The organism is Rubrivirga sp. (assembly GCF_049648075.1).
GTDB lineage: Bacteria > Bacteroidota > Rhodothermia > Rhodothermales > Rubricoccaceae > Rubrivirga.
The window spans coordinates 1-6,226 of the sequence record NZ_JBARYR010000366.1 but is presented as its reverse complement, the minus strand read 5'-3'; the positions used below and the strand labels follow the sequence as shown (position 1 = coordinate 6,226).

Annotated in this window: 3 protein-coding genes and 1 pseudogene; all 4 read right to left on the bottom strand. The window is 70.0% G+C overall.

The window, feature by feature from the left end:
* Positions 1–348: pseudogene (locus WBA11_RS10700) on the bottom strand (hypothetical protein); the annotation flags it as partial.
* Complete coding sequence (locus WBA11_RS10695) at positions 345–3,578, bottom strand: efflux RND transporter permease subunit (protein ID WP_424520678.1); 3,234 nt, start codon at positions 3,576–3,578, stop codon at positions 345–347. The pseudogene WBA11_RS10700 and the gene WBA11_RS10695, both read right to left, overlap by 4 nt.
* A 46-nt stretch (positions 3,579–3,624) precedes the next feature.
* Positions 3,625–4,719, bottom strand: a complete 1,095-nt coding sequence (locus WBA11_RS10690; RefSeq protein WP_424520677.1) for an efflux RND transporter periplasmic adaptor subunit — start codon at positions 4,717–4,719, stop codon at positions 3,625–3,627.
* A gap of 264 nt (positions 4,720–4,983) precedes the next feature.
* Positions 4,984–6,226, bottom strand: a 1,243-nt coding sequence (locus tag WBA11_RS10685) for an ABC transporter permease (RefSeq protein WP_424520676.1), incomplete at its 5' end; no start/stop codon positions are given.

The following is a 6,226-nucleotide window of genomic DNA, read 5'->3' as shown; positions in this document are numbered from 1 at the left end:
GCCGTCGCTCCGCAACCCGGCTAAATTGGCCGTCGCGTTGAGCGTCGGGAGGTATCCCGCGTTGCCGAGCGACACGTCGTTGGCGGCCCGCAGTCCCTCGAGGGCGGAGATCCGACGGTCCGGGTTCTGGAGCAGCGCGATCTCGATGGCGTGGTCCAGCGTCAAGCGCCGCGCCTCGCCAGCCGCGTCGAGGACGGGGAGCGGGGGCCGGGTGGCCAGTGTGCCGCCGTAGAGGCGGAGCGAGTCCGGGAGCGGCGGGATCGAGTCCTGACGGAGGGACGGGCGCTCCTGCGCGCCGGCCGCCGTCGCCCATACCGCGAGCGCCATCACGAAGAGACCTCTGATCACGACCCCTCGCGGGCCGGGGCGGGGTTGGCAGCGACGTCGGCCCCGTCGCCCGTCGCGTCGAGCGGTCGCACGGGCTCGGGATCGGGGGGGAGTTCGCCCGTTGCCCCGTCCCCTTCCGTCCGGTCCGTGGTCTCCGACTCCGCGTCCTCGAGGGGGTCTTCGGTCTCCTCCCCGAGCGGCGGGCTCGCCGTCTCGCTCGCGATGAACGTGTACAGCGCGGGGATGACGTAGAGCGTGAGCAAGGTGCCCACGATGAGCCCCCCGATCACGGCCAGACCCATCGGGACGCGGCTCTCGGCGCCCGAGCCGAGCGCGAGCGCGATGGGCAGCGTGCCGAGCACGGTCGAGAACGCCGTCATCAGGATCGGACGGAACCGCGCCGTCGCGGCCTCTTCGGCGGCCTCCAAACGCGACGCCCCGTCGGCCCGCTTCTGCTTGGCGAACTCGACGATCAGGATGCCGTTCTTGGTGACGAGCCCGATCAGCATGACCAGCCCGATCTGGCTGAACACGTTGATCGTGCTCCCGAACACGAACAGCGCCCCGAGCGCGCCCAAGAGCGCCAGCGGAACGGTCAGCAGGATCGTCACGGGGTCGCGGAAGCTCTCGAACTGGGCCGACAGCACCAGGTAGATCAGCACGAGCGCCAGCCCGAACACGACGAAGATGGACCCGCCGGTCTCGCGGAAGTCCCGGCTCTGGCCGTCGAGCGCCGTCGAGAAGCCGACGGGAAGCGTCGCGTCGGCGATGGACTCCATGGCCTCGATGGCGTCGCCGAGCGAGACGCCCTCGGCGGGCTCGGCCGAGACGGTCGCCGCCGTGAACCGGTTGAACCGGTACAGCTGCGGCGGCGCGGCCGACTCGGTCAGCGTGACCAGGTTCGAGAGCGGGATCGGCTGTCCCCCCGCGCTTCGCACGAAGATGCCCTGGATGGCGTTCGGCGTGTCCCGGGCCTCGCGCTCGAGCTGGCCGATGATCTCGTACTGCTCGCCGTCACGGTTGAAGTAGCCGAACCGGCCCTCGCTCAGGGCGACCGCGAGGGCCTCCGCGACCGCGACTGGCGCGATGCCGAGCGCCTGAGCCCGGTCGCGGTCCACCTCCACCTGGAGCTCGGGGAGCGTGAACTCGAGGTCGGCGCGCGCGAACTGGAACGCGGGGTCCTGGGTCGCCCGCTCCATGAACGCCGGCAGCGCGTCCTGCAACGCCGGGAGGTTGGGCGCCTGGATCACGAGCTGGACCGGCGAGCCCCGGCCCGACGAGGTCTGGATGGTCGCCGGTTGGCTCACGTTAACACGCGCGCCGGGCAACGTGCCGAGCACCTGCTGCAAGCCGTTCGCGATCTCGTCCTGGCTCCTCTCGCGCTCCGACGGGTCCACCAGGATGACGTTCGCGAACGCCGAGTTGACCGAGCCGGACGAGCCGAAGCCGGGGGACGTGACCGAGATGAGCGCTTCCGTTTCCGGCACCTCGCGCTGGATGAGCGCGATGAGCTCGTCGGTGTAGGCGTCCATGTAGGCGTAGCCGCGGCCCTGGGGCGCGTTCGCGAACAGACGCATCTGTGAGCGGTCCTCAGCGGGCGCGAGCTCGCTCTCCAGGCTGTTGAACAGCACGTAGACGCCGCCGGCCGCCGCCAACATCACGACGAACGCCACCCAGCGCACCTTCAGAACGGCCTGCAGCGTCGAGCGGTAGGCGTCGTTCAAGCGCACGAACGCCGGCTCCGTTTTCCGGTAGATCCAGGGCTTCATGTCGCGCCGCACCAGCAGCTTCGACGACAGCATCGGCGTCAGCGTCAAGGCCGCGAACGACGAGATCACGACGGCCGCCGCGATGGTCAGCCCGAACTCGCGGAAGAGCGCGCCGATCACGCCGCTCTGAAAGATGATCGGCAGGAAGACGGCCACCAGCGCCAGCGTCGTGGCGATGACGGCGACGTAGATCTCCTTCGTCCCGGCGACCGCCGCCGCCATGGGGTCCATGCCCTCCTCGATCTTGGCGTAGATGTTCTCCAGCACCACGATCGCGTCGTCCACCACGAGCCCGATGGCCAGCACGAGCGCCAGCAGCGTCAGCACGTTGATCGAGAACCCGGCCAGCGCCATGACGCCGAACGCGCCGACGAGCGAGACCGGGATGACGACGACCGGGATGACGGTCGTCCGCCAGTCGCGTAGGAACCCGAAGATGACGAGCACCACCAGCCCGAGCGCGATAAAGACCGTGTTGCGGACCTCGGCGATCGAGGCCCGGATGGGCTCGGTGTTGTCAAACCCGATGCCCAACTCGATGCCGTCCGGGATGTCGGGCCGGATGTCCTCCAGCCGGTCGTAGAACGTGTCCACGATCTCGATGGCGTTGGCGTCGGCGAGCGGCCGGAGCACGACGCCGACCATCGCGACGCCGTCGCGCTTGAGCACCGTCCGCTGGTTCTGCGCCGCCAACTCGACGCGGCCGACGTCGGAGAACCGGACGAGCGACGTCCCATCGTTTTTCAGGATGATGTCCTCGAACTCCTCGACAGTCGCCAAGCGGGTCAGAGGTCGAATGGTCAGCTCGACCTGGTCGCCCTCGATGATGCCGCCGGGCAGCTCGATGTTCTGCTCGTTGACGGCCCGGCGCACGTCGCCCGGCGTGAGCCCGTAGGCCGCGAGCGCGGCGGGGTCCATCCACATCCGCATCGCGTACCGCTTGTCGCCCCAGATGTCGACGGACGCGACGCCGTCGATGGTCTGGAGCCGCTCGGCGAAGAAGTTGTCGGCGATCTCGGACAACTCGAGGAGGTCGTACTGCTCCGAGGAGAGGTTGAGGAAGATGACCGGGTCGCCGTCGGAGTTCGACTTGGAGATGATCGGCTCTTCGACCTCGTCGGGAATTTGACCTCGCGCCCGGCTCACGCGGTCTCGCACGTCCGCGGCGGCGGCATCGAGGTCGGCGCCCAGGTCGAACTCGACGCGCACCGTGCTCCGGCCCTGGTTGCTGATCGAGGTGATCGAGCGGATGCCGTCGATGGCGTTGACCGACTCCTCGATGGGCTCGGTGACCTGGCTCTCGACGACGGCCGCGTTCGCGCCCCTGAGGTCCGTCCGGACCGAGATCACGGGCGTCTGGACGATGGGGTACTCGCGCACGCCCAGCTCGAAAAACCCGATGACGCCGCCGATCAGGATCGCGAGGGACAGGACCGTCGCGAAGACGGGCCGCCGGACGGAGACGTCGTAGAGGGAAGCCAAGGCTTGAGGGAACGAGAGCGACGGGCGGGTCTCCGCCGAGAGCGAGCTAGTCGGCGGTCTGGTAGTCGCGTGACGGCTGGGACGGCCCTTCGGGACGGACGCGCGTGGGGTCGAAGGCACCGCCCGTGCGGATGGGCTGGCCTGGACGGACCTGGTTGAGACCGGACGTCAGGACGACGTCGTCGGCCTCGAGGCCGCTCGTGACCTGGAGCCGGTCGGCCGTCCGAACGCCGGTCGTGATGGCGCGCGGGACGGCCGTCCCCTGGCGGACCACGTAGACCGTCGTGCTGTCTGCGCCGGTGATGACGGCCGCCGCCGGGATCAGCAACGCCTGGGGGATCTCGTCGAGCACCAGGTCGACCGCGGCGAAGGCGCCGGGCTGGAGCGCGCCCCCAGGATTGCGGGCCTCGGCACGGACGGTGAACGCCCGCGTTGCGGCCTCGACGTTGGCCTCGATGGCGTAGACCGTCGCCACGAAGCCGTCTTCCTGGCCGGGCACAGAAAACCGGACGGACTGTCCCTGGCGGATCTGGCCGAGGTACCGCTCCGGGACGGTGAACTCGAGCCGGAGCCGGTTCGTGATGCGGAGCGTGGCGACGCGGTCGCCCGGCGAGAGGTAGGCACCTGGGGACACCTCGCGCAGGCCGATCTGGCCCGAGAACGGCGCCACAATGCGGCGCCGTCGGACCTCGGCGGCGAGCTGCGACAGCTCGGCATCGAGGACGCGAGCCTCGCTCTCGGCCTCGTCGAGGGCTTGGCGGCTGAGCCCCCCGATCTCGAACAGCTCGCGGCGGCGACGGGCCTGCACCGAGGCCAGGTCCCGACGCGTCCGCGCGCCCTCGATCTGGGCCTCGAGGACCTGCGTGTCGAGCGAGACCAGCGTCTGGCCCTGTCGGACGACGGCGCCCTCGTCGAAGTTGAGCCCGGTCACGCGACCCGCGACCTCGGCCCGGAGCTCGACGGCCTCCCAGGGCAGGAGCGTGCCGGTCGTGGTGACGCGGTCCTCGAGCATTTCCTCCGACACCGGCGCGACCGTGACCGCGAGCGTGTCGCCTCCGCCCCGCCCTGCGGCAGGCTCGGCCTCAGCCTCTCCTCCAACGAAACGAGGAGCGATCAGAAGCGCGACGGCGACGACTCCCACACCGATCCAAACGGCTGTCTTTTGCGGTCGGGAAAGGGCCAAAGAGGAAGCGGCGAAAGGGCGCCGCGAGGAGGGAGACGCCGGTAAACCCCCACCCTCACGACACGGTTCTGACGAGACAAGAAAGGGACGGCAGAAAGTCCTATCGCTCAGGGGTTTCCGCAGACATGTCCGCGCGCGTCAGCCTCGCGCGAACTCCCTCGAGGCTGACGCGGCGCGTCCTCGAGGACGGACGCCCCGCCTCGAGGACGGCCCGCAAGAGCTCTACTCCTCGCGCATGGCGAGCGCGGGGTTCGTCTTCGACATCTGCCACGCCGGGTAGACACCTGCCAGGAGCGCGGCCACGACGGCTAGCAGGACGGCTTGCCACAGCACGGCGGGCGAGACGGTGAACGCCAACGTCCACCCGAACGACCGCACGTTGACGACGAACACCAACACGGCGGCCAACACCAGGCCGAGCGGGATCGCGAGGAGTCCGGCCCACAGCCCCATCAGGCCGGTTTGGGCGAACACCATCTTGCGGACCTCGGCCGTGGTCATGCCCTGCGCCCGCAACATCGCGAGCTCTCGGCGACGTTCGAGTTGCAGCGCCATCAGGGCCGAGAGCACGCCGACGAACGCGACGGCCACGGCCAAGAGCCTCAGCACGCCGGTGACGACGAACGTCTGGTCGAACACCTCGAGGCTGGCCTGCCGCAGGTCGCGGTTGGACCGGACGATCACCTCTTGTCGCCCCTCGGCCAGGTCCTTCGCTCGCGCGACCAACGCCGCGACCTCGACGCCGGGCGACGCGGTCAGCGCGGCACCGGTGTACCCCGGATCGCGGTACGACTCGAGGAACGGGCGCTCGTCCATGAGTACGATGCCGAGGTCGTTGCCGTAGTCGAAGAACACGCCTGCAATGGGATAGGCACGCTCGCCTTCGTCGGTCGGTAGCCGCAGCGTGTCTCCGACGGCGACCTCGAAGCGGAACGCGAACGGCTCGCTCACGGCCACGGCGCCTTGGGGAGCCCGGCGCGCGACGTCTTCGGCCGAGCCGGACTTGTACCGATAGACGCCCGCGCGCTGCTCGTCCACGCGGCTGACGACCAGATCGAACGGGCCGCTGCCGGTGTCGAGGGTCCGGGTTCGGATCGCGTCGATGCGCTCGACGCCCTCGAGGGCGGCCAGGTCGGCGGCCAGACGAGCGTCGAGGATCGCGCCGCCGCGGCGGAAGACGGTGGCCGGCGGCTGGACGTAGACGTCGGCCTGGAGCACGGTGCCGAGCCAGTCCTCGACGGTCGTGCGGAACGACGACACCATCGTCGCAACGCCGACCGTCGAGGCGACCGCGACGGTGAGCGCGGCGACGGCGATGGCCGTCCGGCTCAGGCTCGAGGACACGCCGCGAGCGGCCATGCTCCCCACCGGCCCCATCAGCCTACCGAGGATCGGACCGGTGAGCCGAGCCCACAGCCGCGTCAGCCACGGCGTGGCGAGCGCGAGCCCCAGGATGAGCCCGAGC